At 73.4% G+C, this 26,641-nt stretch carries 22 protein-coding genes; 9 read left to right on the top strand and 13 right to left on the bottom strand.

Annotated elements, in window-relative coordinates; genetic code table 11:
- Positions 1-28: 28 nt before the first annotated feature.
- Complete coding sequence (locus ACH34T_RS36210; RefSeq protein ID WP_396025490.1) at positions 29-1,768, top strand: bifunctional 3'-5' exonuclease/DNA polymerase; 1,740 nt, start codon at positions 29-31, stop codon at positions 1,766-1,768.
- Here the strand turns inward: ACH34T_RS36210 and ACH34T_RS36215 are convergent.
- Genes ACH34T_RS36215 through ACH34T_RS36225 form a run of 3 tightly spaced genes read right to left on the bottom strand, consistent with a single transcriptional unit; the run spans position 1,750 to position 3,888 of the window.
- Positions 1,750-2,292, bottom strand: coding sequence for an SGNH/GDSL hydrolase family protein (locus tag ACH34T_RS36215; protein ID WP_396025491.1), 543 nt, complete (start codon positions 2,290-2,292; stop codon positions 1,750-1,752). The genes ACH34T_RS36210 and ACH34T_RS36215 overlap by 19 nt on opposite strands.
- Before the next feature lie 10 nt (positions 2,293-2,302).
- The gene (locus tag ACH34T_RS36220) at positions 2,303-2,491 is read right to left on the bottom strand and encodes a hypothetical protein (RefSeq protein ID WP_396025492.1); all 189 of its coding nucleotides are present in this window, start codon (positions 2,489-2,491) and stop codon (positions 2,303-2,305) included.
- Positions 2,492-2,502: 11 nt separating this feature from the next.
- Complete coding sequence (locus tag ACH34T_RS36225) at positions 2,503-3,888, bottom strand: MFS transporter (RefSeq protein WP_396025493.1); 1,386 nt, start codon at positions 3,886-3,888, stop codon at positions 2,503-2,505.
- Positions 3,889-4,005: 117 nt separating this feature from the next.
- Here ACH34T_RS36225 and ACH34T_RS36230 point away from each other — a divergent pair, with 117 nt between their 5' ends.
- Positions 4,006-4,614 carry a TetR/AcrR family transcriptional regulator gene (locus ACH34T_RS36230; protein ID WP_396025494.1) on the top strand — a complete coding sequence of 203 codons (609 nt, stop codon included), beginning with the start codon at positions 4,006-4,008 and terminating at the stop codon, positions 4,612-4,614.
- Between the two features lies 1 nt (position 4,615).
- Here ACH34T_RS36230 and ACH34T_RS36235 read toward each other — a convergent pair whose 3' ends face one another.
- From ACH34T_RS36235 to ACH34T_RS36270, 8 genes are all read right to left on the bottom strand, one after another.
- Positions 4,616-5,881, bottom strand: a complete 1,266-nt coding sequence (locus ACH34T_RS36235) for a flavin-dependent oxidoreductase (protein WP_396025495.1) — start codon at positions 5,879-5,881, stop codon at positions 4,616-4,618.
- 13 nt (positions 5,882-5,894) lie between these two features.
- Complete coding sequence (locus ACH34T_RS36240) at positions 5,895-6,740, bottom strand: ABC transporter ATP-binding protein (protein WP_396025496.1); 846 nt, start codon at positions 6,738-6,740, stop codon at positions 5,895-5,897.
- Between the two features lie 28 nt (positions 6,741-6,768).
- Positions 6,769-7,584, bottom strand: a complete 816-nt coding sequence (locus ACH34T_RS36245) for an ABC transporter permease (protein WP_396025497.1) — start codon at positions 7,582-7,584, stop codon at positions 6,769-6,771.
- Complete coding sequence (locus ACH34T_RS36250; protein ID WP_396025498.1) at positions 7,581-8,357, bottom strand: ABC transporter permease; 777 nt, start codon at positions 8,355-8,357, stop codon at positions 7,581-7,583. The genes ACH34T_RS36245 and ACH34T_RS36250 overlap by 4 nt, the downstream gene beginning before the upstream one ends.
- Positions 8,358-8,407: 50 nt before the next feature.
- On the bottom strand, positions 8,408-9,391 hold the full coding sequence (locus ACH34T_RS36255) for an ABC transporter substrate-binding protein (protein ID WP_396025499.1): 984 nt from the start codon (positions 9,389-9,391) through the stop codon (positions 8,408-8,410).
- 126 nt (positions 9,392-9,517) lie between these two features.
- A complete protein-coding gene (locus ACH34T_RS36260) occupies positions 9,518-10,363 on the bottom strand; it encodes an ABC transporter permease (RefSeq protein ID WP_396025500.1) in 846 nt (281 codons plus the stop codon).
- Positions 10,360-11,100, bottom strand: a complete 741-nt coding sequence (locus ACH34T_RS36265; RefSeq protein ID WP_396025501.1) for an ABC transporter permease — start codon at positions 11,098-11,100, stop codon at positions 10,360-10,362. The genes ACH34T_RS36260 and ACH34T_RS36265 overlap by 4 nt, the downstream gene beginning before the upstream one ends.
- 108 nt (positions 11,101-11,208) lie before the next feature.
- On the bottom strand, positions 11,209-12,198 hold the full coding sequence (locus tag ACH34T_RS36270) for an ABC transporter substrate-binding protein (protein ID WP_396025502.1): 990 nt from the start codon (positions 12,196-12,198) through the stop codon (positions 11,209-11,211).
- Between the two features lie 753 nt (positions 12,199-12,951).
- Between ACH34T_RS36270 and ACH34T_RS36275 the strand changes: the two genes are divergently transcribed.
- The 5 genes from ACH34T_RS36275 (at position 12,952) to ACH34T_RS36295 (ending at position 18,838) form a co-directional block, all read left to right on the top strand.
- Positions 12,952-16,284 (top strand): nitrate- and nitrite sensing domain-containing protein, encoded by a 3,333-nt coding sequence (locus tag ACH34T_RS36275; protein ID WP_396025503.1) that lies wholly within the window; start codon positions 12,952-12,954, stop codon positions 16,282-16,284.
- Positions 16,281-16,733, top strand: a complete 453-nt coding sequence (locus ACH34T_RS36280; protein ID WP_396025504.1) for a roadblock/LC7 domain-containing protein — start codon at positions 16,281-16,283, stop codon at positions 16,731-16,733. Before ACH34T_RS36275 ends, ACH34T_RS36280 begins: the two co-directional genes overlap by 4 nt.
- Positions 16,734-16,761: 28 nt before the next feature.
- Positions 16,762-17,229 (top strand): DUF742 domain-containing protein, encoded by a 468-nt coding sequence (locus ACH34T_RS36285; RefSeq protein ID WP_396025505.1) that lies wholly within the window; start codon positions 16,762-16,764, stop codon positions 17,227-17,229.
- Between the two features lie 40 nt (positions 17,230-17,269).
- Positions 17,270-17,899 (top strand): GTP-binding protein, encoded by a 630-nt coding sequence (locus tag ACH34T_RS36290; RefSeq protein ID WP_396025555.1) that lies wholly within the window; start codon positions 17,270-17,272, stop codon positions 17,897-17,899.
- Positions 17,900-18,064: 165 nt separating this feature from the next.
- Positions 18,065-18,838 (top strand): SGNH/GDSL hydrolase family protein, encoded by a 774-nt coding sequence (locus ACH34T_RS36295; protein WP_396025506.1) that lies wholly within the window; start codon positions 18,065-18,067, stop codon positions 18,836-18,838.
- A 28-nt stretch (positions 18,839-18,866) separates the two neighbouring features.
- On the opposite strand, the gene ACH34T_RS36300 is transcribed toward ACH34T_RS36295, so the two are convergent.
- On the bottom strand, positions 18,867-19,202 hold the full coding sequence (locus tag ACH34T_RS36300) for an STAS domain-containing protein (protein ID WP_396025507.1): 336 nt from the start codon (positions 19,200-19,202) through the stop codon (positions 18,867-18,869).
- Positions 19,203-19,399: 197 nt separating this feature from the next.
- On the opposite strand from ACH34T_RS36300, the gene ACH34T_RS36305 reads away from it, so the two are divergent.
- On the top strand, positions 19,400-23,104 hold the full coding sequence (locus ACH34T_RS36305; RefSeq protein ID WP_396025508.1) for an AAA family ATPase: 3,705 nt from the start codon (positions 19,400-19,402) through the stop codon (positions 23,102-23,104).
- 7 nt (positions 23,105-23,111) lie between these two features.
- Here ACH34T_RS36305 and ACH34T_RS36310 read toward each other — a convergent pair whose 3' ends face one another.
- Positions 23,112-25,292: an ABC transporter ATP-binding protein gene (locus tag ACH34T_RS36310; RefSeq protein ID WP_396025509.1), complete on the bottom strand. Its 2,181-nt coding sequence runs from the start codon at positions 25,290-25,292 to the stop codon at positions 23,112-23,114.
- A gap of 157 nt (positions 25,293-25,449) precedes the next feature.
- Here ACH34T_RS36310 and ACH34T_RS36315 point away from each other — a divergent pair, with 157 nt between their 5' ends.
- Complete coding sequence (locus ACH34T_RS36315) at positions 25,450-26,616, top strand: LCP family protein (protein WP_396025510.1); 1,167 nt, start codon at positions 25,450-25,452, stop codon at positions 26,614-26,616.
- Positions 26,617-26,641: the final 25 nt, after the last annotated feature.

Consider the following 26,641-nt stretch of genomic DNA (forward strand, 5'->3'; position numbering starts at 1 on the left):
TGTCGGTGGGTGGGGTCAGAATTGGCGCGTGAGGATCGCGGTGGCCGTCGGCGTGCGGGGCGGGGGAGCGCTGCGCGTTCTTGGCGAGGACGGCTCTATCGCGGGGCCCGTCCAGCGCGTGCTGGATCTGGTGGCGGCCGTCGCCGAGCGGGAGCGGGCGGACGCGCCGAGGTGGGTGTGGGCGTCCACGGCGCGGCTCTATCCGCGGCTGATCGAAGCGGGCGTGCGGGTGGGGCGCTGCCATGACCTGGAGCTGGTCGAGAGTCTCCTGCTCGGGCACGCGGGGCGGTACGGGGAGCCGCGGTCCGTCCGGGCGGCGTGGGCGCGGTCGCGCGGTGAGCCGGTGCCTCCCGACCGGCGGCCGCAGGAGGAGTCGGCGCAGGCTTCGCTGTTCGACGACGACCGCGAACAGGAGGCCTCCGGCGACGACATCGAGCACGTGGTCGCCGTGCATGCGGTGCAGCAGCGCGCCATCGCCGGGCTGGACGGGTTCGCGCTGCTCGCGGCGGCCGAGTCGGCGGGCGCGCTCGTGGCGGCCGAGATGGGGCACGACGGCCTGCCCTGGTCGGCGGACGAGCACGACGCGCTGCTCACCGACCTGCTGGGGCCGCGCCCGTCCGGCGGGCTCAGGCCCCGCAAGCTGCAGGACCTCGCCGACCGAATCAGCACGGCATTCGGCCAGCGTGTGCATGTGAATCCTGATTCGCCGGCGCAGATCCTCAAGGCGTTCGCGGCGGCGGGGTTGCCGATCGCGTCGACGCGCGCGCACGTGCTCAAGCGGCTCGACCATCCGGCCGTGCCGCTGCTGCTGGAGTACAAGGAGCTGTCGCGTCTCCACACGGCGCACGGCTGGACGTGGCTTGACACCTGGGTGAGCGGCGGACGGTTCCGTCCCGAGTACGTGGTCGGCGGCGTGGTGTCCGGACGGTGGGCGACGAGCGGCGGGGGCGCGCTGCAGATCCCGCGCGTCCTGCGGAAGGCCGTCGTCGCGGATCCCGGCTGGTCGCTGGTCGTCGCCGACGCCGCCCAGCTCGAACCGCGCGTCCTCGCGGCGCTGGCGGGCGACCGGGCGTTCACCGACGCCGCCGCGCACGGCGATCTCTACGCGGCCCTCTCCGACGTCTTCCACGACGGGGACGGGGAGGGGATGAGCGCGCGGGACAAGGCGAAGCTCGCGCTGCTGTCCGCCATGTACGGCGGCGGGACGGGTGAGGCGGTGCAGCTCCTCGGCGTCCTGAAGAGCCGGTTCCCCGCCGCGTTCGAGTACGTGGAGGCGGCGGCGCGGGCGGGGGAGAGCGGACGGCTCGTCCGGTCCCGGCTGGGCCGGACGTGCCCGCCGCCGTCCGCCGGGTGGCGGGAGCTGACGTCGGCCGGTGACGACGACGCCTCAGCGGACGCGCGGATGGGCGCGGCGGGGCAGGCGCTGCGGAGCCGGGGCCGGTTCACGCGCAACTTCGTCGTCCAGGCCACCGCCGCCGACTGGGCGCTGGCGCTGCTCGGGTCGCTGCGCCGCCGCCTCACCACGCTCGGGCCGTCCTCCAGCCCGCACCCACCACCGTCCGATCGGCGAGCCACGCTCGGCGGCCCGCGGCTGGTGTTCTTTCAGCATGACGAGGTCATCGTGCACACGCCCGCGGAGCTGGCGGGGGACGTCGTCGCGGCCGTCCACGCCTCGGCGGACGAGGCGCGGCGGCTGCTCTTCGGCGACACCCCGGTCGTGTTCCCGATGGAGATCTCGGTGGTGGACCGCTACGCCGACGCGAAGTAGCCGGCCATCGCGCGGACGGTGTTGGCCGCGGCGAAGGCGTGCCCGCGCGCGTTGAGGTGCAGCCGGTCGGCGCTGTAGATGCCGGGGTCGGCGGAGACGGGATGGTCGTAGGGGTTGGCGGCGTGGCAGGCGCCGTGGGCGGCCGCGACCTCGGCGGCCAGCTCGTTCAGGCGCCGCGTCCGGGCCGACATGACCTCCCGGTAGCGGGTGGGGCCGAGTCCGGCGACCGTGATGTCGAGGAGGCCGATCGTCACCACGTCCGCCCCGGCGGTCCGGAAGGCCGACACCATCGCGGTCAGTTCGCGGCGGACCTCGTCCTCGTCGAAGTGGGGGCGGAGCATGTCGTTGCCGCCGGCGGCGACGAACGCGAGGTCGGGGCCGAACGCGAGCGCGGGTTCGAGCTGCTCCGCCGCGACCTGCGCGGCGACGAGGTCGCGGCGGCCCAGGTTGAGGGCGGTGAAGCCGGGCGTGACCTCGCCGAGCGCCTCCTCGATCTGGTCCGCCCACCGTCCTCCAGCCCCCACCCACCACCATTCAATGGACGAGCTCCGCTCGGCTCAACGACAGGTCGCGGTAGCCGGGGACGGGTTCGCGGACGCCCTCGGCGACGCTGTCGCCGATCGTGACCATCCTCGTCCAGGACGCGCCGGAGAGCAGCGCGGCGGCGTCGGCGGCCGGCAGGACGGCCGGGTCCGTCCATTCGGAAAGGGTCGTCTCGGTCATGTTCTCTCCTCTCAGGCCGTGGCGGGCCGGACGGTCAGCAGCAGCCCGGCGAGCGCAGCGCCCCCGGCCGCGAACGTGCAGAACAGGTAGACGTCGGTGTAGTCGTCGTGGACCGCTCCGGCGGGCAGCAGCGCGGCGAGGACGGCGATGCCGAACGCGCCGCCGAGCTGCCGCGCGGTCGTGTTGAGGCCGGTCGCCCCGGCGAACCGCAGCGGATTCACGGCCAGCGCGGCGGCGGACGCGGTGCCGGTCGTGACCATCCCCATCCCGGTGCCGACGAGCAGGCCGATCGGGAGCCAGAAGGTGACGAAGTGCGGGTCGGACGGCATCGACGCGACCGCCCAGAGCCCCGCCGCGACCATGATCAGCGCGCCTCCGGTCACCGCGGGACGGACGCCGATCCGGCTCGTGAGCCGGCCCATGAGGACCGCGGCGGCGGTGGCGGTGAACGCGCCGGGCGTGGACGCGAAGCCCGCCTTCAGGATCGAGTAGTCCCACTGGGCGGTGAGGTAGAGCACGCCGACCAGCAGCCATGTATAGAGGGCCGTCCCGTACAGGAACGAGGCGGCGTTGGCGACGGCGAACTGGCGGCTGCGCCACAACGAGATCTCCAGCGCGGGAACGGGGTGCCGCGCCGACCGCCACAGCGCGAGGGCGACCAGGACGGCGCCGCCGAGCAGGAGGGCGAGGATGCGGGCGTCCGTCCAGGCCCAGTCCTGGGTCTGGGTGACGCCGAGCGCGACCGCGCCGACGCCGCCGCCGAGCAGGACCGTCCCGATCAGGTCGGGGAGCCGTCCCTTGCCGTGCTCGGTGCGGGGGAGGCGCAGCCCGGCGAGCACCAGCGCCAGGCCGACGGGCACGTTGATGACGAACAGCGACCGCCAGCCGAACTGGTCGACCAGGACGCCGCCGAGGCTGGGGCCGATCGCGGCGGCGAAGGCGCCCGCCGCGCTCCACAGCCCGATGGCGCCCGCGCGCCGCTCGGGTGGCGTGTCGCGCAGCAGCAGCGCCAGCGACGCGGGGATCATCGCGGCCGCGGCGGCGCCCTGGAACGCGCGCGTCGCCAGCAGGACGGGCACGTTCGGCGCGAGCGCGCAGGCCAGCGACGCCAGCGTGAACAGCCCGACGCCCCAGAGGTAGAGCGTCCGGCGGCCGATCAGGTCGGCGAGCCGTCCGGCGGGCGCGAGCAGCGCGGCGAACAGCACCGCGTACAGCGTGATCACCCAGGTCAGCCCGGACAGCGAGGCGCTCGGGAAGTCGGCGTGCAGGTCGGGGACGGCCAGGTTGGCGACGGTGGCGTCGAGCATGGCCAGGAACGTGGCCCCGGCGGCGAGCCAGGGCACGTCCCGCCGTGCGCGGGACGCGGCGTCCGGCGCCGCTGCGGTCTCAACGGACATGGGATGCCCTCTCGAAAAATAAACGAACGGTCGTACAATCTTCTGCCGGGAGGGGCCCCTCCCGTCAAGGGGGTGGCGGCATTGACTTTGCACGAACGGTCGTGCAGATTAGGCCGCGTGAGCACCGACGGACGGCTCCTCAAGGGCGAGCAGACACGCCGGACGATCCTCGACCGGGCCGCCGACATCGCCTCGGCGGAGGGCCTGGAGGGGCTCTCGATCGGCCGGCTCGCGACGGAGCTCCAGATCAGCAAGAGCGGCGTGTTCACGCACTTCGGGTCCAAGGAGGAGCTGCAGCTCGCGACCGTCCGCCGGGCCGTCGAGGTGTTCCGCGAGCACGTGATCAAGCCCGCCCTCGCCGCCCCCGAGGGCCTGCGCCGCGTCCGGACGCTCCTGGACGCGTGGCGCCGCTACCAGCGCGAACCCGTGTTCCCCGGCGGCTGCTTCTTCGACACCACGATGGCCGAGTTCGACGCCAGGCCCGGCCGGGTCCGCGACGCGATCGCGTCCTCGCAGCGCGACTGGCGCGCCTTCTTCGAGCGCTGCATCCGCGAGGCCCGCGACCTCGGGGAGATCGACGCGTCCGCCGACGTCGCCCAGCTCGCCTTCGAGCTGGACGCCCTCTGCCGCACCGGAGCCGTCTACTCCCTCCTGCACGACGACCCGTCCCTCTACGACCGCGCCGCCCACGCCGTCGACACGCGCCTCGCCGCGGTGACGACCTGAGTCAGCCCCTGGACGCCGAGTACGACGGGCGCGTGTTGAGCGCTTCGACGTCGTCGAACGACGTCCGGCGGTAGGCGCCCGTGATGGTCTCCAGCTCCTCGGCGGTCAGGACGTCCTCGATGGCCTTGAAGCCGTGCGGGGCGCGCTCGCTGACGGCGTGCAGGATCCGGTCGGCGGGCATGTCGCGGCAGGCCAGCACGATCGCGTTGACCGTCTCGCGGCGCGCCCGCTCGTAGCCGGCCAACCCCTCGGCGGGGCCGGCGGCGCGGGCCAGCTCGTGCGCCAGGACGCGCGCGTCCAGGATCGCCTGCGAGCCGCCGTTGGAGCCGATCGGGTACATCGGGTGGGCGGCGTCGCCGAGCAGCGTCACGCGGCCGGACGTCCAGCGGCCGAGCGGGTCCCGGTCGACCATCGGGTACTCCAGGATCTCCGGCGACCGCGCCAGCATCGCCGGGACGTCGAGCCAGTCGAACGTCCAGTCCGCGAAGTGGGGGAGGACGTCCTCCAGCCGCCCCCTGCGGTTCCAGTCGGCGGTCGTGTCTAGCTCGCCGTCCGGGAGCCGCACCTCCGCGACCCAGTTCAGCAGGGCCCGTCCGCGCCGCTCGGCCTGGATGGAGATCGGGTAGACGACCATCTTGGCCGCGGCGTTGCTCCCCGCGACGGCCAGCGTCCGCCCGGACAGGAACGGGTCGCCCTCGGCCACGCCGCGCCACATCCTGATGCCGTTCCACAGCGGCGGCGGCTCGTCCGGGTGCAGCTGCGCGCGGACGGCGGAGTGCAGGCCGTCCGCGCCGACCAGCACGTCGGCCGCGACCGTGCCGGCCGTGCCGGACGCCCGGTCGAGCAGCCGGGCGCGCACCCGCGTCCCGTCCTGCTCGAAGCCCTCGAAGACCGTGCCGGTGCGGAGGGCACCGTCACCGAGCCGCGCCAGGACGGCGTCGGCCAGCGCCATCTGCAGGTCGCCGCGGTGGATCGAGTACTGCGGCCAGTCGTAGCCGAGCGCGCGGCCCCGCGGCTCGCCCCAGATCCGGCCGCCGTGCCGGTCGAAGTGCACCATCTCGCCGGTCGGGACGCCGAGCTCCGCCAGCTCGCCGCCGAGCCCCAGCTCGGTGAGTTCGCGGACGGCGTGCGGCAGCAGGTTGATCCCGACGCCGAGCGGCCGCAGCCGTGCGGCGGCGTCGACGACGAGCGTGTCGATCCCGGCCTCGTGCAGGCTCAACGCGGCGGTGAGCCCCCCGATCCCGGCCCCCACGACGAGTACGCGCATCGATCGACCCTGGCTATTTCCCCGGCGCGGACGCCGCACCGGGACCCGCCGGATCAGCGTTCGCCGGTTCGGAGGCGGCCGGGCCGGGGGCCGCGGGATCAGGGGCCGTCGTGCCGCCGCGGACGAGCCGTCCGACCTCGGCCCGCAGCCGGACGAACTCCGGCAGCCCCCGCGTCTCGATCTGGTCGCGGGACGCGGGCAGCTCGACGGGCAGGTCCGCGTGGACGCGGGCGGGCGAGCGGTGCAGCACGACCACCCGGTCGCCGACGTAGACACTCTCGTCGATGTCGTGCGTGACCAGCAGGATCGTCATCTTCTGCGTCCGGTGCACCTGCAGGAGGAGGTCTTCCAGGTCCTCCCGGGTCTGGGCGTCCACGGACCCGAACGGCTCGTCCATCAGCATCAGCGACGGCCGGTACGCCAGCGCCCGCGCGATCGACACGCGCTGCTGCATGCCGCCCGACAGCTGCCACGGGTACTTGCGGCCCGCGTCCGGCAGGCCCACCGACTCCAGCGCCTCCTGCGCAGCCGCCCGCCGCTCCGGACGGGCCTTCCCGCGCCTGCGCAGCGGCAGCGCCACGTTGTCGCGGACGGTCAGCCACGGGAACAGCGACCGGCTGTAGTCCTGGAACACCACGGCGAGGTCGTCCGGCACGCCGTCGATCGGCGCGCCGTCCAGGGTGAGCTTCCCGCCGGTCGGGCGGATCAGCCCGGCGATGCAGCGCAGCAGCGTGGACTTGCCGCATCCGGACGGCCCGACGATGCTGACCAGCTGGCCGTCCGGGACGTCGAGGTCGATCCCGCCGAGGACCCCGTGGTCGCCTGCGTAGGAGTGCGTGAGACCGGTTATCTGGAGCATCGCTTTCGCCTTCTCGTGGGGGGCATCGTCACTCCGCGAGCCGCTGCGCGCCCGTGTGCCAGGACAGCAGGCGGCGTTCGAGGACCAGGAAGACGGCGTTGAACAGCAGGCCGAGGACGCCGAGCATCACGATCGCGGCCCACATCGGGTCCGGCTCGAACGCGCGCTGGGCGCCCACAAGGCGCGACCCGATGCCGACGGTGCTGCCGAACAGCTCGGAGATGACCATGAGTATCAGCGCCAGCGACAGCGCCACCCGCAGCCCCGCGAAGATCTTCGGCGCCGCCGCCGGGAGGACGACGACCGCGAGGCGGCGGGCCCGGCCGATGCCGAACACGCGGGCCGTGTCCAGCTGCAGGGCGTCCACGGCGCGGACGCCGTCGCAGGTGTTGAGCACCACGGGCCACACCACGCCGAACGCGATCGTCACGACCTGCATGGTGGCGCCGAGGTGGAACACGATGATGAAGAACGGCACCAGCGTCGGCGGCGGCACCGCGCGCAGGAACTCCAGGACCGGGTTCAGCAGCTCGTACAGGATCCGGGACCGTCCGATCGCCGTGCCCACCGCCACCCCGGCGACGCCCGCCGCGGCCCATCCGATGAACAGGTGCGCCAGGCTGGTGGAGAAGTCGTCGACCGCCTCGCCCGTGAGGAAGGCCTGGGACGCCGGGCCGGAGAACCACATCTCGTGCAGCGCCTTCGCGATGGTCGTCGGCGGCGGGTAGTAGACGTCGTCGACCGCGCGGGTGACGAGTTCCCACAGCACGGCCACGACCGCGACCAGCCAGGCGCGCTCGGCGAACCCGCGCGCCGCCCACGCCCCCCGGCCCGGTCCGCTCATGCGAGGCCCTCCACCCGGGCGGTGTGCCAGCGGAACGCGATCCGCTCCAGCTTGCGGAGGCCGGCGGCGGCGGTCAGCCCGAGGACCCCGCTCCAGACGGCGCCCGCCAGCAGCAGGTCGGTCCGGCCGCCCGCCGTCTGGGTCTCGCTGAGGTAGATCCCGACGCCGTCGACCCCGCCCGCGTACAGCTCGGTGCTGATCACCACGACGAGGGCGATGGACGCGGCGATCCGGACCCCGGTGGCGATGAACGGCGCGGCGCTCGGCAGCGAGACGTGCCACAGCACCGACGGCGTCCCGAACCCGAAGCCGCGCAGGCTGTCCTTGGCCACCGGGTCGACGTCGCGGAGCGCGTACAGGGTGTTGACGAGGATCGGCCATAGGCAGGCGTAGAAGATCAGCGACATCTTCATCCGCGTCGGCTCGGCGAACAGGATGATCGCGAGCGGGATCAGCGCGACCGACGGGATCGGCCGGAGCAGCTCGACCAGCGCGCGGGCGGCGGTGCCGAGGAACGGGACGGACCCGAGCAGCACCCCCAGCGGGACCGCGACCAGCACCGCCAGCGCGAGCCCGCCGGACCACGCCTTGAGCGTCGCCCCGACGTCGACGAGGAACTCCCCGTCCACGCCCAGCTTCGCGGCCTCCCACAGCACGTCCGACATCGGGGGCAGGGCGGTGTTGTCGACGAGCCCGGCGCGGCTCACGATCTCCAGGACGGCCGTCACCCCGGCGATCCCGAGGGCGCCGAGGACGGCACGGCGGTACCTCATGGAGCGGCGGTCCCTCATGAAGCGGCGGTACCTCATGAAGCGGCGGTACCTCATGAAGGCGTCGCGACGAAGTTCTTGACGTCGACGGGCTTGTCCAGGTAGCCGAACTGCCGCATCAGGTCCGCGACGCGTTGCAGGTGGGCGGCGTCCAGCGAGGTCGGGTACGTGCCGAAGCTCATGCCGGCGGCGACCTTGGCGTCGATCCCCTTGGCGTAGGTCGGCAGGACGTCCTGGACGACCTTGCGGTCGGCGCACATGCCCTGCGCCTTCACCAGCGCGCGCTGGAACGCGGCGACCGTCTTCGGGTTGTCCTTCGCGAACTTCTCGGTGGCGGCGTACCCGGCGATCGGGAGGCTCGCGGTCTGGCCGCTGGACAGGTCGGCGACCATGCGGGCGCCCATCGACCGCGTCATCTGGGTGCCGAACGGCTCGATGGCCATGACGGCCTCGACGCTCCTGGACTTCAAGGCCTGCTCCATGGCGGGCGGCGGCACCTCGACGAAGCCCTTGTCGTCGTCGAAGTCGACGCCCTGGGCCTTGGCGGCGGACCGCACCAGCATCGTGCTGATGTTGTGCTTGGTGTTGACGGCGATCTTCTTCCCGGCCAGGTCCTTGATCGTCCGGTAGGGGGAGTCGCCGCGCACCATCACGGTGTGGGTCTTCGCCGCGCTGTTGAAGCCCTCGGCGACGATCTTCGGCTTGAAGCGCGGGTCCTTGACTCCCGCGATGAACAGCGAGACGTAGTTGCCGAAGCTGACGTCGAGCCGGCCGCTGCGCAGCAGCGGGATGCCGGCGGCCCCGCCCTGGATGACCTGCGTCCTGACCGTCAGGCCCTCGGCCTTGAAGAGGCCCTTGGAGAGCGCGAGCTGGACGGGCGCGCTGTCGGCGATCGTCATCGTGCCGAGAATGATCTCGGGCTTCTCCAGCCCGCCGGCCGACGCGCCGCCCTCGGAGCCGCCGCAGGCGCCCGCGGAGAGCGTGACCGCGACGGCGGCCGCGACGGCGCCGGCCCTGCGGCGGTGGGAAGCAGTCATGAGCGCTCCAGCCAGTCGGGAAGACCGTCAGCTGATTTTCGACGAGCGGGAGGCGGAGCGCAATGCGTGCGCACGGGCGCCTTCACGCCGCCTTCACGCCGTCCTCGCCTCGCCTCCACGCCGCGTTCACGATCCCTTCCGCGCCCCGCGGTGCCAGCCGAGGACCCGGCGCTCCACCGCGAGGAGCATCGTGTTGAACAGGTAGCCGAGGACGCCGAGCAGCACGATCACCGCCCAGATCGTGGGCACGTCGGACGAGCTCTGCGCGAAGGTCAGCTGGAACCCGAGCCCGTCGGACGTGCCGGGCAGCAGCTCGGAGAACACCATCAGGATCAGCGACAGCGACAGCGCGAGCCGCAGCCCCGCGAAGATCTTCGGCAGCGCGGCCGGGACGATCACGAACCGGATCCGCTCGGCGGCGGAGAGCCGGAACACGTTCGCCGTGTCCAGCTGGGTGGCGTCCACGCCGCGCACCCCGTCCGCGGTGTTGAGCAGGATGGGCCACACCGCGCCGAACACGATCGACGCGACCTGCATCTGCGTGCCGAGCTCGAACAGCACGATGAAGACCGGCACCATCGTGGGCGGCGGGATCACCCGCGCGAACTGCAGGAGCGGTTCCAGGTAGGCCAGCACCCGCTCGGAGCGTCCGAGCGCGATCCCGAGGACGACGCCCGCCACGACCGACAGCAGCAGCGCGAACGCCATCCGGCCGAGGCTCGGCGCGATGGAGTCGCCCGCCTCCCCGCTGAGGAACAGCCGGCTCGCGGGGCCGGAGAACCACAGGTCCCGCATCCGCGTCGCGATCTCGGACGGCGGCGGGAAGAACGGGCTCTCGGCGACGCGCGTGGCCGCCTCCCAGCATCCGATGAGGATCGCCAGCGGGAGCCAGCGGTGCAGGAGCCCGCCGACGAGGCGTCCGGCGAGGCCGCCTGAGCGGGCGGCCCGCGCGCCCAGGGCGGTCGCCGTCACGACGCGCCGCCGCTCAACGCCCGGCGCCACCGGAACGCGCGGTTCTCGGCCTGCACCAGGACGGTGTCGACGACCAGCCCGATACAGCCCGCCCACACGGTGCCGGCGAGGACGTCGAGCGTCCCGTCAGGGACCGTGCCGGCCTGGGCGATGAACATGCCGAGCCCGTCGCCGAACCCGGACAGGATCTCGGTGCCGACGGCCAGGATGAGGGCGATCGACGCGGCGAGGCGCACCCCGGTCGCGATGAAGGGCGCGGCGCTCGGCAGCGAGACCCGCAGCAGGACCTGCGCCCGGCCGAAGCCGAACGCGCGCAGCGTGTCCTTGGCGGTGGGGTCGACGTCGTGCAGCCCGTACATGGTGTTGAACAGGATGGGCCAGCTGGAGGCGTACACGATGAGCGGCACCTCCATCGCGAGGCCCGAGCCGAGCAGCAGCCCCGCCAGCGGGATCAGCGCGACCGACGGGATCGGCCGCAGGAACTCCACGATGGCCCGGACCGCGGTGTTCACCGCCGGGACGCTGCCGAGCAGCAGCCCGAGCGGGACCGAGATCGCGACGGCGATGGCGAGGCCGAGCGCCCACGCGGTGAGCGTGACGCGCACGTTGAACAGGAACTCGGGGTCGCCGAGCAGCTCGAAGGCGCGCGCGGTGACGCTGGACGCCGGCGGCAGGTAGGAGCGGTCCACGATGCCGGCCCTGCCCAGGAGCTCGCTCGCCAGGAACAGGGCCGCCACCCCGGCCGCCCCCCGCGCCCACCTTCCAGGGCGCGAGAGGCCTCGCGGCTGCGTCGTCCGGTCGCCCATGAGGTGTCCGTGCCTCCACGCGGGGCCTTCGCCCCGCCGTCAGGACGCGGGCCGCGCCTGGAACAGGACCGTCTTCAGGTCGGGCTTGTTCTTGAGCATGCCGGCCACGGTCATGAGGTCCACGACGCGCTGCATGCGGTTGGTGGTCAGCGTGCTGGGGTAGCCCGGCAGCGTGATCACCGCGGCGACCTTCGCGTCGATCTTGGTGTAGGTGGGCAGGACCTGCTCGACGGGCTCGCGGTCGGTGCTCGCCAGCTTCTGGGCGGCGAAGATGGCCCGCTGGAACGCCGCGGCGGTCTTCGGGTTCTTCTGCACGAAGTCCCGCGTGCTGACGAAGCCGGCGATCGGCAGGTTCGTCACCGGCTGGGCGCCGCCGTCGACGGCCACCCGGGCCCCGAGCTTCTTCTGCGTGTCGGACGCGAACGGCTCGACGAGATGGATCGCGTCGACCTGGTTCCGCTCCAGCGCCGCCGCCATCTGCGGGAAGGGCACCTGGACGTAGTCGACCTTGGACGCGTCGACGTTGTTGGCCTTGAGGATCGCGTTCAGCGTCAGCGTCTGGACGTTGTTCAGGATGTTGACCGCGACCTTCTTGCCCTCCAGCTCCTTGGGGGTGTTGATCGGGGAGTCGGGCATGACGAGCACGTCCATCATGTGCGAGGTCAGCGAGGCGCCCTCGGCGAGGATGCTCAGCTTGACCGTGCCCCTGTCGTTGGCCTGCAGGAAGGACACGTAGTTGGCGCCCGCGATCGCGTTCACGTCGCCCTTGACGAGCGCGGGGATGGCCTGGGTGCTCTGCTGGACCGGCTTGATCTTGACGTTGAGCCCCTCGGCCTTGAAGAACCCCTCCTTCTGCGCGAGGTAGACGGCGACGTTGTCGGCCAGGGGAAGCGCGGCGACCGTCATGGTGTCCGTCTCGAGGCCTTTGCCGCCCGAGGAGGACCCACCCGAGTCGCTGCAGCCCGCGACCGCGGCGGCGGCCAGGGCGAGAGCGCTGAGGAGCGCCGGTAGGCGCAGTGGTTGCCGCATGGGCTCTCCTTAACCTGCGGGGAGTTCGAGGCGCAGGGCTTGGGTTCGGGACGTGTGGGCCAGGGGGACGACGTGTGGGCCGGGGACGGCGCTGGCCACCGCCGCCGGCTCGACCGGGTGCCCGGAGATTATCGCGAACCGGCGCCTTGAGTGGTTTCGCTCCGAATTGCGTGACTTTCTTGTGTCCTGGCATGTCGGGAGGCGGGACGCGGGGTTGCCGTCCGGCCAACGGGACGTATTCCCGGTATGTCCGAGGCGGGGGCCGACGGGCTACAGTGACTGCCCATCGGCGACCCGAATCGGAGAGTGATCAATCGTGCCCTGCCGTGGCGGTTGCGCGCTCGCCGGACGACGGTCCGCCGGCCGGACGATGAGGCGGACAGCGTTATATCACCGTTTGCACCCGAACGACCACGGAGTGTCCGTGTGCGGTGAGTGACCGTCCGTGCTCGATAAATCGGACATACGGGCATGAAGTCACTATCGCGGCATTGGTGTATATCGAGTGGCCTAGGGTCCTTTGCGGCCTATCCGTGGATGTGCTGCAATGTCGTGCGCCGAGGGTGGAGGTGATGTCGCTTTAACCCTTTGCGCCGGTGAGGCCACGGAGCGTGCGACATCGTGTGGAGAGGGTGTTAACGGCGGATGCAACCTAGCGACGAAGGTCGCGACCGTCCTCGACCCGGCAACGTCGAGGTGCAGTCGGACCGTTCGAGACGTGCGGGCAGCAGACTGAGCCTGCGGAACTGGCGCGTGCCGCAGCGGCTCATCGTCCTCATCCTGGTTCCGACGGTCGCCGCCGTGGTGCTCGCCGGGGTGCGCATCAACAGCTCCGTGGACGAGGCCGGGACGTACCAGCGCGTGGAGCGCATGGCGGAGCTGGGCGCCGGCATCACGCAGTTCGTCCAGGAGTTCACCTCCGAGCGCGACCTCGCCGTCGAGTACAGCGCGGCGGGACGCTCCGAAGTCCTCCTCCCGGGAGTGCAGTCCTCGCAGTTCAGCACCGACTCCCAGATGCAGCTGGTGCGCGACACCGCGGTCGTCATCGACTCGTCCTACGGCACCGAGGCCGTGCGTGGCGCGCGCGCGGTCCTGAACCGCCTGGACGCCGTCAAGGCGCTGCGCGCGCTCGTCATCGGCGGCAGGGTGCCGGCCACCGTCGTCCTGCAGAAGTACACCCAGACCATCGAAGACCTGATCGCCGTCCTCGACAACATCTCCTCGAACGTCGTCGACTCCCGCCTCGCCCAGACCAGCCGGGCGCTCGGCGCGCTCACCCGCGCCAAGGAGGCGGTCTCCCGCGAGCGCGCGCTGCTCCTCCTCGGCGCCCGGAACCAGGGCCTGAAGCCCGACGAGACGAGCGCGCTCAACGCCGCGCGCGCGCAGGAGGACAGCGAGCTCGCGACCTTCCGCAACTCGGTGACCCTGGAGCAGTCCCAGCTGTTCGAGGACACCGTGGTCGGCGGCCAGGTCGACCAGGCGCTGGAACTGCGGCAGCGGGTGATCACGGCCATCGCCGCGACCGGCGGGCGGCTGCCGCGCGCGCTCACCGACCCCCGCTCGCCCAGCGCGATCAAGGCCGACGCGATCAAGAACGCCATGTCCGACATGGTGAACAAGATGCGGCTCTCCGAGCTGTACCTGACCCAGGACATCCTCGACGTCAGCGCCGCCCGGCGGTCCGACGCCCGCACCTCGGCGATCATCGACTCGATCATCATCGCCGTGCTGCTGGCCCTCGTCATGCTGATCACGGTCGTGATGGCCCGGTCGCTGGTGCGGCCGCTGCACCGGCTGCAGTCCGGCGCTCTCGACGTGGCCAGCACCCGGCTGCCCGGTCTGGTCGACCGGCTCCGGGATCCCGAGGCCGCGGCCGGCGGCATCGAGGTGGAACCGATCGACGTCGAGTCCACCGACGAGATCGGGCAGGTCGCGCGGGCCTTCGACGAGGTCCACCGGGAGGCGGTCCGGCTGGCCGCCGACGAGGCCGTCCTGCGCGGCAACATCAACGCGATGTTCGTCAACCTCTCCCGCCGCAGCCAGTCCCTGATCGAGCGGCAGCTGCGCCTGATCGAGACGCTGGAGCAGAGCGAGCGGGACGAGGAGCAGCTCGGCAACCTCTTCCGCCTGGACCACCTCGCCACCCGCATGCGCCGCAACTGCGAGAACCTCCTCGTCCTCGGCGGCCAGGAGCAGGTGCGCCGGTGGAACCGGCCCGTCCCGCTGATCGACGTCATCCGCGCCTCGCTGTCGGAGGTCGAGCAGTACGAGCGGGTCGCGCTGCGGGTGCAGGGCGACATGACGGTCGCCGGGCCCGTCGTCAACGACCTCGTCCACCTGCTGGCCGAGCTGGTCGAGAACGCGACGGTGTTCTCGTCCGAGCACACCAAGGTGACCGTCTCCGGGCAGCTGCTCAGCGGCGGCGGCGCCATGCTGCAGATCACCGACAACGGCGTCGGGATGTCGCCCGACGACCTGGAGCAGGCCAACTGGCGGCTCGCGAACCCGCCCGTCATCGACTTCTCCGCGGCCCGCCGCATGGGCCTGTTCGTGGTCGGCCGCCTCGCCGTCCGGCACGGCGTCCGCGTGGAGCTGCGGGCCGCGCAGGGCGGCGGGCTCACCGCGTTCGTGGTGCTGCCCGACGCGGTGATCACCCCCGCCGCGGCCGCCGGCGGGGTCGGCAGCCGCGGCCTCGGCCCCCGCGAGACGGACGCCCACGGCCAGCTCGCCGCGCTCACCACCACGCCCGAGCCGCCCGCCCTCGGCACGGGCGGCGCGTTCCGGCAGGACGGCCACGGCCCGGCCGAGCTGCCCGCCACGCCGGTGGCCGGCGGCACCGGCTCGCACCCGATGGTCGGCGGCACCGGGCCGCTGCGGCCCGTCCGCGGCGTCACCGGGCCCCAGCCGGCCATGAACGAGACCGGTCCGATCCCGGCGGGCGGCTCAGGGCAGCACCCGTCGTTCCCCACCGGCCCGCAGCCCCCGGTCCCGTACGGCGAGCAGAGCCCGTACGGCGAACAGGGTCCCTACGGTGAGCCGTCTCCGTACGGCGAGCAAGGTCCGTACGGCGGCGAGCAGTCTCCGTACGGCGAGCAGGGCCCGGCCGATGACCAGCGGCCGCCGCGACGCCCCGGCGAGCTGCCCGTCCGCCAGCCCGGCGCGCAGCTCCCGAGACGCCCGTCCGACGACGGTCCCAACGGCCTGTTCCAGCCGCGGAGCGAGCGGCAGGCGGACGACCGGCGGGGACCGGCCGGCAACGGCGTCCACCGCCAGGAGTCCTGGCGGACCGGCCCGCAGTCCGTCGTTCCCGAGGCCCAGCCGATGCTGCCGGAATCCAGCGCCTCCCGGCAGATCCCGTGGGAGACCGGGCCGCTCGGCCAGGTCGGCGGGGACACCGGCCAGGCGCAGCCCGACCCGTACGCCGACGCCTCGCAGCCAGAGGCCCGTTGGACGGAGCCCGCCACGCGCGAACCCGACCGCACGATCCCCACGCCGGCGCGCTCGCCCGAGGGCGCCGTCCCGGAGCCGGCCGCCGGCCGGCACGAGCCGCCTCCCCAGCCGCCCGAGCCGGCCGCGCCGCCGCGGCTCCCGGAGCGCTCGCCGATCTTCGACGCGATGCAGTCGGAGTGGTTCCAGCGCAGGTCCGCCGGCGACACCGGCGAGGACCCCGTGCGGGGCTGGGAGTCCCCGGCGGACGCCGGCTTCCGCGCCGCCGAGGCCGCCCGGGAGCCCGTCGCGGCGTCCCGCACCAGCGTCGGGCTGCCCAAGCGGGTGCCCGGCAAGAACCGCGTGCCGGGAGCGGTCGGCCGCGCGGCGGCCCCGGCCGGAGCCGAGCAGGCGCCCGCGAGTCCGGCGCCGGCCGGGCCGCAGAACGGGCCCCAGAACGGGCCATTGCCGGTAGGGCCCGCGGACGGGCAGGCTGTGCACGGCCGGCAGGGACAGGGCCCGGCGGCCGACGTCGTACGGAATCGCTTCGCGAGCCTCCAGCGCGGCGTCCATCGGGGACGCCACGAGGTTCGCGGCGAGGGCACGTCAGGTGAGGCGCCGTACGCAGAGGGCGACGGCGAGACAGGAGGCACCCGGTGAGCGGGCAGGATCTCAACTGGTTGGTGACGAACTTCGCGGACCGTGTCGCGAAGGTCGCGCACGCCGTCGTGGTCTCCTCGGACGGATTGCCGATGGCGTACTCGTCGGGCTTCCCGCCCGAGCGGGCGGACCAGCTGTCGGCGATCGCCTCCGGGCTGATGAGCCTGACCCAGGGCGCGGCGAAGATCTTCGACGCCGGCGGGGTGAACCAGACCGTCGTCGAGATGGACCGCGGTCTGCTGTTCGTCATGTCGATCACGAACGGGTCGGTGTTCGCGGTGCTCGCCGCGCCCGACTGCGACCTCGGTCTCGTCGCGTACGAGATGACGCTGCTGGTGGAGCGGGTGGGCCGGGTGCTGACGCCCGCGCTGCGCGCCCAGGAGGGGCAGCAGCCGCCGCACTCGGGGCCGTCCGTGACCGAGATGGGCGCCGGGCCCGCCCGTTTTTGATCGTGACTGACTGACGGAGGTCGGCGACATGGATCGAGGCAGTCCCTACGGAGGCGGCCCCGGAATGCCGGGGCGCTGGCCGGGTGAGCCCGTCCGCGCCGAGGGGCGGACGCCGGCGCAGGGACGGCCCCCCGAGGGAGAGGAGGGCGACTCCAGCTCGCTGGTGCGTCCTTACGCCGTGACCGGGGGACGGACGAAGCCGCGGTACGACCTGGCCATCGAGGCGCTGGTCACCGCGGCGCCGTACCCGCCCAGGGACGTCGCCGCGCTGACCCCGGAGTACCGGGCGATCATGGACCTGTGCCGGTCCGCGCGCTCGGTGGCCGAGGTCTCGGCCCTGCTGCGCCTGCCGCTCGGGGTCGCGCGGGTGCTCGTCGCCGACATGGCCGTCGAAGGACTGTTGCGGCTCCACCAGTCGCAGCCCGCCACCACCACCGGCGGACAGCCGGACCTCCGCTTGCTAGAAAGGGTGCTCAGTGGCCTTCGGAAGCTCTGACCAGGTTCCGGCCCCGGGGTCGCACGGCGGAGAGGCCGAGCTGACCTCGGTCAAGATCGTCGTCGGCGGCGGCTTCGGCGTCGGCAAGACCACCTTCGTCGGCTCGGTCTCGGAGATCATGCCGCTCACCACCGAGGCGGTGATGACCGCGGCCAGCGCCGACGTGGACGACCTGTCGGCCGTGCCCGACAAGACGACCACCACGGTCGCGATGGACTTCGGCCGCGTGTCGCTCGACAGCGAGCTGATCCTCTACCTCTTCGGCACACCGGGGCAGCACCGGTTCTGGTTCATGTGGGACGACCTCGTCCGCGGCGCGATCGGCGCCGTCGTGCTGGTCGACACCCGCCGGCTTGAGGACTGCTTCGCCGCCGTGGACTACTTCGAGGAGCTCGGCCTGCCGTTCGTCGTGGGCGTCAACGGGTTCCACGGCGAGTTCCAGTACGCCGTGGAGGACATCCGCGAGGCCCTGTCGATCAGCGCGCACGTGCCGATCGCGCAGTGCGACGCGCGGAGCCGCGAGTCCACCAAGCAGGTGCTGATCACGCTGGTCCAGCACGCGATGACGGTGCACTCGACGGCGCCCGCGGGGGCGGCGGCGCCGTCCGTCCCGCCGCAGGCCGCCGGGCCAGGCGTGCAGCCGGGCACCACGTCCCCCAGCTGGACCTGACGCGTCCCCCCGGCCCGGGCCCGGCATGGTCCCGGACCCGGCGCGCCCGCGCCCGCGTCCGCGGACGTCGCGTTCCCCAAATCCGGGCTGCCTACGGTCGCGTAGACGATGTGCACGATGCATCATTTTTACGTGATCGTCCATGAACCGGTGATGGGGGTTGCGATGAGCGAAATGGAGCGGATCCAGACGTACGTGGCCATCGGCGACAGCTTCACCGAGGGCCTGAACGACCCCTACCCCGGGGAGGTGGACCGCTTCCGCGGCTGGGCGGACCGGCTCGCCGAGCACCTCGCCGACGGGAGCCCGGGCCTGCGCTACGCCAACCTCGCCGTCCGCGGCAAGCTCGTCCGGCAGATCGTCGACGACCAGGTCCCGCGCGCCGTGGAGCTCGCGCCCGACCTCGTCACGTTCTGCGGCGGCGGGAACGACATGATCCGTCCGGGGGCCGACCCGGACGCGCTCGCGGTCGTGTTCGACGACGCCGTCCGGCGGCTCCGCGCGACCGGCGCCCGCGTCGTCGTCTTCACCGGGTTCGACACCCGCGGGCTGCGCACTGGCGGACGCATCCGGGGCAAGGCCGCCACCTACAACATGCACCTGCGCGCCATCGCCGACCGGCGCGGCTGCACCGTCGTCGACCTGTGGCCCCTGCGCGTGTTCCACGACCCGCGCGCCTGGTACGAGGACCGCCTGCACCTGTCGCCCGAGGGCCACCGCCGGATGGCGCTGTTCGTCGCCGACGTCATCGGCGTCCCCGTCAAGGACGACTGGCGCGAGCCCTGGCCGCCGCTTGACCGCGCCGACTGGCTCACGATGCGCCGCGAGGACGTCCGCTGGGCCCGCACCTACCTGCTGCCCTGGATCGGCCGCCGCGCGACCGGCCGCTCGTCCGGCGACGGCCGCGGCCCGAAGCGCCCCACCCCGCTCCCGCTCTAGGCCCTCAGGGGCTGGGCGGCTGGGCGCCTCAGGCGGGGTCGGGTTCGCCGAGGGCGTCGTCCAGCGTGTCCACGACGGGGATGCGGCGGTGCAGGCCGGTGATCTCCAGCGCCCGCCGGACGATGGACCGCGGCGCCGCGAGGACGAGGCTCCCGCCCGCGGCCGACGTGGCCTTGAAGCAGGCGACGATGACCGAGAGGCCGCCGGAGTCCATGAACTCCAGGTCGGCGAGGTCGAGCACGATGTGCTCGCCGTGCTCGCGGCGGGCGTCGTTCAGGTGCCTGCGCAGGTCCTCCGCGGAGGCGATGTCGAGCTCGCCGCGGAGCCGCACGACGGCGCGCCCGCCGTGTGGCCGTATGGTCACTTCCAAAGGCGGCACGGGGGGTTCCCCTCCTGTCGACGCGCATCCGCCCGTCCGTGCGGTGGATGCTTTCCGTCCGACAACTATTGCCGAGGACGGGCCCGCCTGCCAACCCGCCGCGCGACAGGGGTGTGCGCGGTGGTGCCTGGCCGTAGGGTGCTGTCCGACCCCCCACCCGCTGTGTAGGAGAAGGACCCCAGGTGAGTTCCCCCCGGTTGCCGGACCATCTCGAAGTGCTGCTCACCGAGGAGCCCGTCCTCGACGTTTACGCGTACGGGCCCTGGCGGGTGCCCGACGGCCTGTACGAGGAGATGCGCGAACGCGCGCTGGAGTACAACCGGGATCCGCGGGCCGTGGTGCTGACGCGGCAGCTCAGCGACTTCTACGGGAAGGACACCAGCGCCGCCGGGGCCGAGCAGTGGTCGCTGCTGACGTTCCTGCTCGGCGCGTCGGCGGTCCGCGGCGGGTCGCGCGGAGACGTCGACTACGAGCTGCTGTCGGCGTTCCTGGCGACGCCGGAGTCGGCGGTGCGCGAACCGACGGCGTGGTTCACCCAGGGTGGACGGTGGCGTCCGCCGGGCCTGTGGCTGCCCGAGCCCGCCGGGAACGACCGCGAGCGGCGCACGGTGATGTTCGAGCTGGCGCGGGCGGGCCTGGAGGTCTTCGAGGGCCTGGAGCCGGTGGAGCGCCGCAGGCGGGCGCTGGCGGATCTGTTCGACCGGCGGGCCGCCGACCCCGAGCTGCGCGAGGCGGACATGATCGTCCCCAACGCCCGGCTGGACGACGTGTGGGCCGAGCAGCTGACCGACGAGGAACTGGCCGTCCTGCCCGAGCTGGCCGGGCCGGTCGCGTACCTCGGATGGGCGTGCGCCGGGCTCGACGCCGCGCACGCGCACCTCACCGGGACGATCTCCGACGGCGACGAGCCCGACGACGCGCTGGCGAAGCTGCTGCTGGCGGCCGAGGCGCAGGTCGTGCCCGCCGAGCTGGCGGTGGTGCTCGGCACGGCCCGCTACGAGAACGTGGAGGAGCGGCTGCGCGCCGCGCGCGACGGGTTCTCCTCGGAGGGGTGGCAGCACGACGTGCGCTCGTGGCTGGCCCGCGGCCTGGTCGCGGGGGAGGCCGAGGCGTCGCGCGCCTGGCTGGACATGGCCGTCCGCATCACCGGCGCGGTCCAGGGCCTGCCGGACGCGCCGGTCAGCCCGCGCTGCCGGGTGCCCGTCCGGCTGTTCCAGGCCGACCTGCGGCGGCTGTTCACGATGCGGCGGGTCTTCAACCCGCTCGGCGAGGCGCTCGGCGCCGCCGGCGAGCGGAAGGAGGGCGAGGGCGGGCGGCCGCGCCCCGACCGGTCCGGCCGCGGCGAGGGCGGGCGGCCGCGCCCCGACCGGTCCGGCCGCGGCGAGGACGTCGCGGACGCGCTCGTCGGGCAGCCGGAGCTGTCCCGCGCGCTCCAGGACGCGGTCGCGGCGCGGCTCGCGGGCGAGCGTCCGGTCCGGCTGCTGATCGCCGGCCCCGAGGGCACCGGGAAGGGCACCGCCGCCGAGGCCGTCGAGCGGCGGCTCGCCGAGGCGGGCGCGGTCCGCGAGGCGCTGTGGATCTCCGACCAGGTGTTCGCGTCGCTGGGGGTGAGCGACGCGGTGCTGTGGTTGCAGACCCGCGTCCGCGACTGCCTGGACGCGCGGATGCTCCTCGTCCTGGACGATCTGGAGAAGCTCGCCGCGCACGAGCGGTGCGGCGCCGCGGCGGTGGAGGAGTTGCGGCGGCTGATGGCGCGGTCGCCGTCCCTCAACGTCGTCGCGCTGTGCCGTCCCGGCGGCGACCGGCGGCTGTTCGACGCCAACCCGGCGCTCGTCCGGGCGTTCGACGTGGCCCGCACCCGCGACTTCGGCGAGGAGGACTTCGCCGACCTGTTCACCCTGGCCGTCGCCCGCCGCGGATCGCGCGTGGCCCCGGACGTGGCCGCGACGGCGGGCGGCATGCTGCGCCGCACCCCGCCGCTGCTGAACCTGCGCGGCGCGCGGCTGGTGGAGCACATGGCCGGGCAGGCCGTCGCCGCCGCCGTCCGGCGCGCCGCGGACGAGGACGAGAAGGCGGCGGACGAAACGAAGCCGGACGAGAACGCCCCGGACGACGACGCGCCGCCCGCGGGCCCGCCGGAGATCACGGCGGCCGACCTGCCGCAGCGCCTCATCCCCGGCCGCTCCGCCGACGCCGACCCGCTCGCCGAGCTGGCCGCCTGCGCCGGGATCGAGCCCGCCAAGCGGGAGGTGGACGCGCTGGTCGCCGAGGCCAAGGCCGCGCGCCTGCGCCGCGAGGCGGGGATGACGGCGCGGACGCGGCCCAGGCACCTGGTGTTCACCGGGAACCCCGGCACGGGCAAGAGCAAGGTCGCGGGCATCCTCGGCCGGATCTACGCCGACCTCGGGGTGCTGTCGTCCGGGCATCTGGTCGAGGTGGAGCGGGCCGACCTGCTGGGGGAGTACGCGAGCGAGAGCGTGCTGCGGGTGCGGCGGGCGGTGGAGCAGGCGCACGGCGGGGTGCTGGTCGTCCGCGACGCGCACGCGCTGGTGTCGGCCGCGACGGACGCCGCCCGCGGCCGCGAGGTGCTGGACGTGCTGCTCACCGGTGTCCAGGCGCACAGCGAGGACCTCGTCGTCGTGCTGACCGGGCCGGAGGCGGAGCTGAACGGGCTGCTGAAGTCGCATCCCGACCTGGCCGCGTACTTCCCGCGCACCGTCCTGTTCCCCGACCTGGCCGTCGGCGAGCTGGTCGAGGTGTTCGCGGCCAAGGCCGCCGACGCGGGCTTCGAGCTGGCGCCCGGCGTGCTGGACAAGGTCGGCGAGCTGGTGGAGTCCGCGCCCCGCGAGCGCGGGTTCGGCAACGCCCGCGCCATGATCAACCTGCTGGACCGGGCGGTGGCGATGCAGGGCCGCCGCGTGCTGGCCGACGGCATCGTCGACGAGACCGAGTCGCTGGACGAGATCCTCCTGGAAGACGTCCCGGACACGCTCAGCCGCGGCCGCGACGACGTCCCGGGCGAGCCGCTCGCCGAGATCGAGCGGCTGATCGGGCTGGCCGACATCAAGCGGGAGGTGGCCGGGCTGGTCGCCGAGGTCCGCGCCGAGCAGCTGCGGCGCGACGCCAAGCTCGCCCCGGCCACGCCGTCGCGGCACATGGTGTTCATGGGCAACCCCGGCACCGCCAAGACGACGATCGCGCGGTTGATCGCCGCCGTGTACGCGCGGCTCGGGCTGCTGTCGTCCGGGCACCTGGTGGAGGTCACCCGCGCCGACCTCGTCGCCGAGTTCATCGGGCAGACCGCGCCGCGGGTGCGCGGCGCGGTCGAGCGCGCGCTCGGCGGCGTGCTGTTCGTGGACGAGGCGTACGCGCTGACGTCCGCGAGCGGCGACCGCCGCGACTTCGGCCACGAGGCCATCGCCGAGCTGCTGCGGCTGATGGAGGAGCACCGCGGCGACCTGGTCGTCATCGTCGCCGGCTACGACGCCGAGATGGAGCGGTTCCTGGACGCCAACCCGGGCCTGAAGTCCCGGTTCCCGAAGGTGCTGCGCTTCCCCGACTACTCCGCCGACGAGCTCGTCACGATCTTCGAGTTCATGGCGGCGGAGGCCGGGTTCGCGCTCGCGCCCGGCGTCCTGGACGGCCTGCGCCACGTCGTCGCCGCCCATCCACGGGACGCCTCATTCGGCAACGCCCGGCTCGTCCGCAACCTGCTGGAGGCGGCGATCTCCCGGCAGGCGCAGCGCATCACCGCCGCCGACGACCGCGCGCCCGCCGGGATCGGGCCGGACGAGATCGGCCTGCTCCGCCCCGAGGACCTGCCCGACGCCCCGCCGCCCGAGCCCGGCATCGGCTTCGGCCGCGCCGGCTTCGGCCCCTACATCTAGCCGCCCCCTAACCGGCCGCCTGCGCGTCCCCGGCGCCCTCTGCGTCCGTGGCCGGCCGCGGGTGCGGGGCTCCGTTGGCGTAGGCGGCGGCCTGCAGCGAGTACAGGTCGGCGTACAGGCCGCCGCCGGCCATCAGCGCCGCGTGGTCGCCCTCCTCGATGACCCGGCCGCGCTCCAGGACGTAGATCCGGTCGGCGTAGCGGACGCTGGCGAGCCGATGCGTGATCAGCAGCACGGTCCGGCCGTCGGCGTGCGTGCGGATCCGCTCGAACAGGTTGTGCTCGGCGCGCGCGTCCAGAGCCGCGGTGGGCTCGTCGCAGATCAGCAGCGGCGCGTCCCGGAAGAAGCCGCGGGCGACGGCGAGCCGCTGCCACTGCCCGCCCGACAGCTCCGCGCCGCCCTTGAACCGGCGGTCCAGCAGCGTGTCGTAGCCGTGGGCGAGCCCCTCGACGACCTCGTCCGCCCCGGAGGCCCGCGCGGCGACGAGCACCTCCGGGTCCTCGCCCCCGCCGTCGCTCTCGCCGTCGCCCCCGCCGTCGCCTTCGCTGGGGACGCGCTCGCGGCCGTCCTGATCGCGGCCGCGTCCCATCGTGATGTTCTGCCGGGCGGTCATCGGCCAGTGCGTGTACTGCTGCGCGATGACGGCGATGCGTTCCCACACGTCCTGCGGCGCGACCTTCGTCAGCGGCACGTCGTCCCACCGGACCTCGCCCGAGTCGGGGTCGTACAGGCCGGCCATGATCTTGGCGAGGGTCGTCTTGCCGGAGCCGTTCTCGCCGACGAGCGCGACCACCTCGCCCTTGTCCAGATGCAGCGAGACGCCGTGCAGGGACGGCGCGTCCGAGCCCGGATAGGTGAACGTGACGTCGTCGACGGCGATGCGCGCGAAGTCGTCGGGAATCCTCTCGCGCGCCGTCTCCGCAAGCCGCTCGGACGTCCCCGCAAGCGGCTCGGACGTCCCCGCAAGCGGCTCGGACGTCCCCGCGGACGCCGGGGCGGACGGGAGCGCGCGGCGCGGGATCCGTCCCTCCGCCTTGGCGCAGAACGCCAGGTAGTCGCCGAAGTACAGGCCCTCCTCGTAGCACTGGTTGACCGCGAACACCAGGTTGACCAGCGACGACTGCCCCGACCTGATCGCGAGGACCGCCGTGCCCGCCACCGCCAGCGGCACCGCGCCCTTCCACAGCATGACGCCCAGCGCGATGTAGACGGCCGCCGTCGCGACGCCCTTCAGCATGTCCCCGGTGACCTTCGCGATGGTCTGCCGGCGCGCCAGGTCCAGCTCGACGGTCCGCTGGTAGGCCGCCGACCGGTCGTACTGGTCGAGCAGGAACGGCCGCATGGTGAACGAGCGGACCTCGGCGGCGTGCTCCCGCTCGACCATCAGGTCCGACAGGATCCACTTCCGCCGCGCGACCTCGACCAGCGCGAGCATCGTCAGGTACTGCATCCGCGCGCTGCGCAGCGACGCCCAGCCCTCCGGGACGGCCGTGAGGAGCAGCAGCGGCAGGAGCAGCGGGTGCAGGACGCCGAGCGTCCCGGCCGCCGCGACCATGCCGACGGCGCCGGTGAGCACGTCCACCGCCTGCTGGACGACCCGCGGCGCCGAGTTCAGCCCCCGGGTCTGGGCGCGCTGCAACTCGTCCAGGAAGTCGGAGTCGTCGAGCGCGGCCAGATGGACGGCGGTCGTGGCCTCGTACAGCCGCAGCTCGGCGAGCCGCTGGACCTGCGGGCGCAGCCGCGACTGCGCCCAGCCCGCGCACGCCTGGAGCCCGGCCCGCAGTCCCACCGCGCCCGCCACCAGCGCCAGCGACGGCAGCGCGTCGCGCACCCGCCCCGGCGTCGGGCCGCCGCTGAACAGCGCGGTGAGCACGCCGGTCGTCGCGAGCAGCCAGAACGCGGTGAAGATCCCCGCGACGAGGTTGAGGGAGATCGTCGCGAGCGTGTCGATCCGGCTGGCCCGCCAGGCCAGGCCCGTCGCCTGCGCGATCACCCCGGGGAGCCGCCGCGCGACGGTGCCCATCCCCGTCTCGGCGAGCTCCGCGTCCTTCTCGTGCCACCGGTGGGCGCTCAGCTCCGGGAGATCGGGCTTCGGGGGAGGGGCCTTGCGCCGCCGGCCCGTCCGTCCCGGGGAGAGGCCCGCCCGTCTCAGGGGGAATCGTCTTGCCGAACGCCGTCGTGTGCCCATGCGCCGCCCTTCGCACGTACTGCCCGCCAGAGGCAGTGTGCTTCCTGCGGGGGACGGTGTCTGCCGCGTTTGTCACTAAGCGTGGTTATTTGGAGCAGTCCACAATCATGCGGCGGATGGACGCGCCCGAACCCCTAGGGTGTCTAGGGTTTACGGCATGAGCGACGGCTGGCCGGAAGGCTGGACACGCAAGGAGGGCGACGGCGTGGCGCGCAGCAGGGACCACTCCGCACGCGCGGAGCACCACCACGCCGCCTACGGGCGGGAGGCGTACGGCGACCCCTACGACGACCCGGCCGCCGGCGACCAGCTCGCCGGGCGCAGGTACGACCAGGGCGGCCCGTACGACGGGCCTCCGATCAGGCCGCGCCGGCGGCGGCGCCGCTGGCCGCGCGTCCTCGGCGCCCTCGCGGTCGTCCTGATCCTCCTCGTCGTCGGCGGGTACTTCTACCTCGACTCGCGGCTGAAGCGGGAGGCCGTCCTGGAGGACTATCCCGGCCGCGTCGGCGACACGCCCGGGACCAACTGGCTGATCGTCGGCTCCGACAGCCGCGATGGCCTGTCCAAGGCCGACCAGAGGCGGCTCAAGACCGGCTTCACCGGCGGCCGGCGCACCGACTCGATGATGCTGCTGCACTACGGGTCCGGCGGGACGTCGCTGATCAGCCTCCCGCGCGACTCCTACGTCCCCATCCCGGGACGCGGGTCAAACAAGCTGAACGCGGCGTTCGCCTTCGGCGGTCCCAAGCTGCTCGTGCGGACCGTGGAGAAGGCCACCGGCATCCACATCGACCACTACGCGGAGATCGGGTTCAACGGCTTCGTGGGCGTGGTGGACGCCGTCGGCGGCGTCGACATCTGCGTCAAGGACGACGTCAAGGACCCCAAGGCGGGCCTCGACCTCCAGGCCGGCTGCCAGACGCTGGACGGCGGCCAGGCGCTCGGCTACGTCCGCACCCGCGCCTACGCCCGCGCCGACCTCGAACGGGTCGAGAAGCAGCGGGAGTTCTTCGGCGCGCTGATGAAGAAGTCGACGAGCTGGGGGACGATGCTCAACCCGTTCCGGAGCATCCCGCTGGCGACGAACGCCACCAGCAACTTCCTCGTGGACGACGGCGACCACCTGCACCACCTCGTCCGCATGATGTGGGCGATGAAGGGCGTCTCCGGCAAGGACGGCGTGACCACCACGGTCCCGATCGGCGGCGGCGGCAGCTCGGCGAGCGCCGGCGCCTACATCACCTGGGACAGGGCCAAGGCGTCCAGGCTCTTCGAGGCCCTCCAGCAGGACGAGCGGATCCCGAAGGACGTCATCACGAAGTGACCGCGAACACCCTCGCGGAGTGACC

The sequence above is a fragment of the Actinomadura sp. 9N215 genome (genome assembly GCF_044326345.1).
GTDB lineage: Bacteria > Actinomycetota > Actinomycetes > Streptosporangiales > Streptosporangiaceae > Spirillospora.

What these genes read in the sequence shown, in the direction of transcription:
- ACH34T_RS36315 (WP_396025510.1), top strand. Translation starts at nt 25,450, where the DNA reads ATGAGCGACGGCTGGCCGGAAGGCTGGACACGCAAGGAGGGCGACGGC.
- ACH34T_RS36225 (WP_396025493.1), bottom strand. Translation starts at nt 3,888, where the DNA reads ATGTCCGTTGAGACCGCAGCGGCGCCGGACGCCGCGTCCCGCGCACGG.
- ACH34T_RS36220 (WP_396025492.1), bottom strand. Translation starts at nt 2,491, where the DNA reads ATGACCGAGACGACCCTTTCCGAATGGACGGACCCGGCCGTCCTGCCG.
- ACH34T_RS36285 (WP_396025505.1), top strand. Translation starts at nt 16,762, where the DNA reads ATGGATCGAGGCAGTCCCTACGGAGGCGGCCCCGGAATGCCGGGGCGC.
- ACH34T_RS36310 (WP_396025509.1), bottom strand. Translation starts at nt 25,292, where the DNA reads ATGGGCACACGACGGCGTTCGGCAAGACGATTCCCCCTGAGACGGGCG.
- ACH34T_RS36295 (WP_396025506.1), top strand. Translation starts at nt 18,065, where the DNA reads ATGAGCGAAATGGAGCGGATCCAGACGTACGTGGCCATCGGCGACAGC.
- ACH34T_RS36250 (WP_396025498.1), bottom strand. Translation starts at nt 8,357, where the DNA reads ATGAGGTACCGCCGTGCCGTCCTCGGCGCCCTCGGGATCGCCGGGGTG.
- ACH34T_RS36245 (WP_396025497.1), bottom strand. Translation starts at nt 7,584, where the DNA reads ATGAGCGGACCGGGCCGGGGGGCGTGGGCGGCGCGCGGGTTCGCCGAG.
- ACH34T_RS36270 (WP_396025502.1), bottom strand. Translation starts at nt 12,198, where the DNA reads ATGCGGCAACCACTGCGCCTACCGGCGCTCCTCAGCGCTCTCGCCCTG.
- ACH34T_RS36240 (WP_396025496.1), bottom strand. Translation starts at nt 6,740, where the DNA reads ATGCTCCAGATAACCGGTCTCACGCACTCCTACGCAGGCGACCACGGG.
- ACH34T_RS36255 (WP_396025499.1), bottom strand. Translation starts at nt 9,391, where the DNA reads ATGACTGCTTCCCACCGCCGCAGGGCCGGCGCCGTCGCGGCCGCCGTC.
- ACH34T_RS36235 (WP_396025495.1), bottom strand. Translation starts at nt 5,881, where the DNA reads ATGCGCGTACTCGTCGTGGGGGCCGGGATCGGGGGGCTCACCGCCGCG.